At 64.5% G+C, this 2,861-nt stretch carries 3 pseudogenes; all 3 read left to right on the forward strand.

Annotated elements, in window-relative coordinates:
• Positions 1-63: 63 nt before the first annotated feature.
• A pseudogene (locus tag Q1A87_RS23175) lies at positions 64-348 on the forward strand (transposase); the annotation flags it as partial.
• Between the two features lie 229 nt (positions 349-577).
• Positions 578-1,786, forward strand: a pseudogene (locus Q1A87_RS23180) (IS110 family transposase); the annotation flags it as partial.
• Between the two features lie 59 nt (positions 1,787-1,845).
• Positions 1,846-2,833: pseudogene (locus Q1A87_RS23185) on the forward strand (IS3 family transposase); the annotation flags it as partial.
• Between the last annotated feature and the right edge of the window lie 28 nt (positions 2,834-2,861).

Raw genomic sequence — 2,861 nt, forward strand, 5'->3', positions numbered from 1 at the left:
TGATCTTCCCCCGGTCCGGTGGACGCCCTGATAGGGTCGAGGAGACCCGGATAGGAGTGTCTGATGACGGATCGAAAGCGGCGGGTGTTCCCGGACGCGTTCAAGCGCGAGGCGGTAGAGCGCGTCCGAACGAGCGGGATGACGATCATTGCGGTGGCGGAGGAGCTGGGGCTGCACGAGACGGTGCTTCGGCGCTGGATCGCGCGGCTCGGAGGCGGTGCCGCAGCTTCGACATCGCGGCGGCCGGCGCCTATGTCTGTGACGCCCTCCCCGGCCGACCTGGCGGCGGAGAACGCGCGTCTCAAACGCGAGCTACACCGCGCAGAGACGGAGCGTGATATCCTAAAAAACCGTTCCGGGTCGCAGCCCGCCTGTGCGCGGTAGAAACAGGTTGTGCTATCGTCGCCAGCGGAGGGCAGTTGCCGATGGCTTATTGGTGGGATGGACCCCGTTAAAAAACGTGGCACATGGGCTGATGCGCACTTGAGAGTGGTGACGCTGCTTTGGCGGTGATCCCGATTAGGAAGATGACTGACTTGCACGGCCCACGCCCTCCTGCCTGAACGGAGGATATGCCATGGCAAAGAAGTCTACCGGCGACCACCCGGACCTGAAGTTGATCAATCCCGCCGCGGCGGCCATCGACATTGGATCGACAATGCACATGGCAGCGGTGAACCCCGACAGCACGGACGTACCCGTACGCGCGTTCGGCACGTTTACGCGGGACCTGCACGATCTGGCTGACTGGTTCCGATCCTGTGGCGTGACCAGCGTGGCGATGGAATCCACCGGCGTCTATTGGATCCCGGCCTTCGAGATCCTCGAGCAGCACGGCTTTGACGTAATCCTCGTGAACGCCCGCTACGCCAAGAACGTGCCGGGCCGGAAGACCGACGTAAGCGACGCAGGATGGCTGCGACAGCTGCATTCCTACGGCCTGCTGCGTGGGAGCTTCCGCCCCGAGGCCGAGATTGCGACCCTGCGCGCCTATATGCGCCAGCGCGAGCGGCTGGTCGAATACGCCGCCACGCATATCCAGCACATGCAGAAGGCGCTGATGGAGATGAACCTCCAGCTGCACCATGTCGTCTCGGACATCACAGGTGCGACCGGTATGCGGATCATCCGTGCCATCGTGGCGGGCGAGCGCGACCCGGACGTGCTGGCTTCGTTCCGCGATGTCCGCTGCCATGCGTCAGTCGAGACGATCCGCGCGGCGCTGGTGGGCAACGACCGCGACGAGCACGTCTTCGCGCTGACGCAGTCATTGGAACTCTACGACGCCTATCAGGCGAAGATGGCGGATTGCGATTACAAGCTGGAAGCAGCTGTCGCGGCGCTCACGGTCAAGGCGAATGGAGCCGTCTCTCCCCTTCCGAAGGCCCGGATCAAAGGAAGACAAGTCAATGCGCCCTCATTCGATGTGAGGGCGGCTCTCTACGGCGTCCTCGGTGTGGACCTGACCCAAATCCACGGCCTTGGGCCCTCGCTGGCGCTGAAGCTGGTGGCCGAGTGTGGGACCGATCTCAAGGCATGGCCGAGTGCCAAGCACTTCACCTCCTGGCTCTGCCTCGCGCCCGGCAACAAGATATTCGGCGGTAAACTGCTGTCATCGCGAACACGGCGGTCCTCGAGCCGGGCGGCAGCCCTTTTGCGTCTGGCGGCAGTCACGATCGGGCGGAGCGACACGGCACTCGGGGCATTCTATCGCCGCCTCTCATCGCGGGTTGGCAAGCAGAAAGCCGTCACCGCCACGGCCCGCAAAATCGCCGTCTTGTTCTATAATACCCTGCGCTTTGGGGTAATTTACAACGACCCTGGTGCCGCCGCCTACGATCAGCGGCACCGCGTCCGCGTTCTCTCCAATCTTCAGCGCCGCGCCCGGACTCTCGGTTACGCCTTGGCGCCGATACCAGACGCGGAGGCTGTTTCTTAGGAAGGCCGCGCTCATCTTCGGCGGGGCCAGCCGGTGATTTTCCGGTTCGTCGATGAGCATCGCGGCACTTGGCCGGTGAGGACGATGTGCCGCGTGCTGGGCGTGTCGCCCAGTGGGTACTACGCTTGGCGGATGCGGCTGGAGAGCCTGCGGAGCCGGGAGAATCGCAGGCTTCTTGCAGAGATCCGAGACATCCATGCCGACAGCGGCGGGGTCTACGGATCGCCTCGCATCCATGCGATGCTGCGAAGCCTCGGCCGGGCGATCGGGCGCAACCGTGTGGCTCGTCTCATGCGGGCCAGTGGCCTGCGCGGCCTTGCTGCGCTGCCCCGGCGAGTGCGAACTACGGACAGCCGCCATTCTTATCCGATTGCGCCGAACAGGATTGGGCGGGCCTTCACGGCGTCCGCACCCAACCAAGTCTGGCTCGCGGATCTGACCTACATCCCGACCGGCGAGGGCTGGCTCTACTTGGCGGCGCTGATCGACATGCACACCCGCAAGGTCGTCGGCTGGGCCATGCGCGAGACCTTGCACGCCGGGATCGCCGTCGAGGCGCTGCGCATGGCCATCGAGCGCCAGCGCCCGCCCCCTGGTCTCATCCAACACTCGGATCGCGGCGTCCAATACGCGGCCGACGCGTATCGCCAAACCCTTGCGGTCGCTGGCATCACGCCCTCGATGAGCCGTCGCGGCAATTGCCTCGACAACGCACCGATGGAGAGCTTCTTCCACACCCTCAAGGTCGAGCGCGTTTACCACCGCGTCTACGCCACCCGTGACGAGGCACGCAGGGACTTGTTCGGATACATCGAGGGCTTCTACAACTCGAGGCGCCTGCATTCGGCCCTCGGCTACAGATCACCAGCCGACATGGAGCGCATGGCGGCCTAAACCCGTCCATCGGACCGGGGGAAGATCA

The sequence above is a fragment of the uncultured Jannaschia sp. genome (genome assembly GCF_947494055.1).
Lineage (GTDB): Bacteria > Pseudomonadota > Alphaproteobacteria > Rhodobacterales > Rhodobacteraceae > Jannaschia.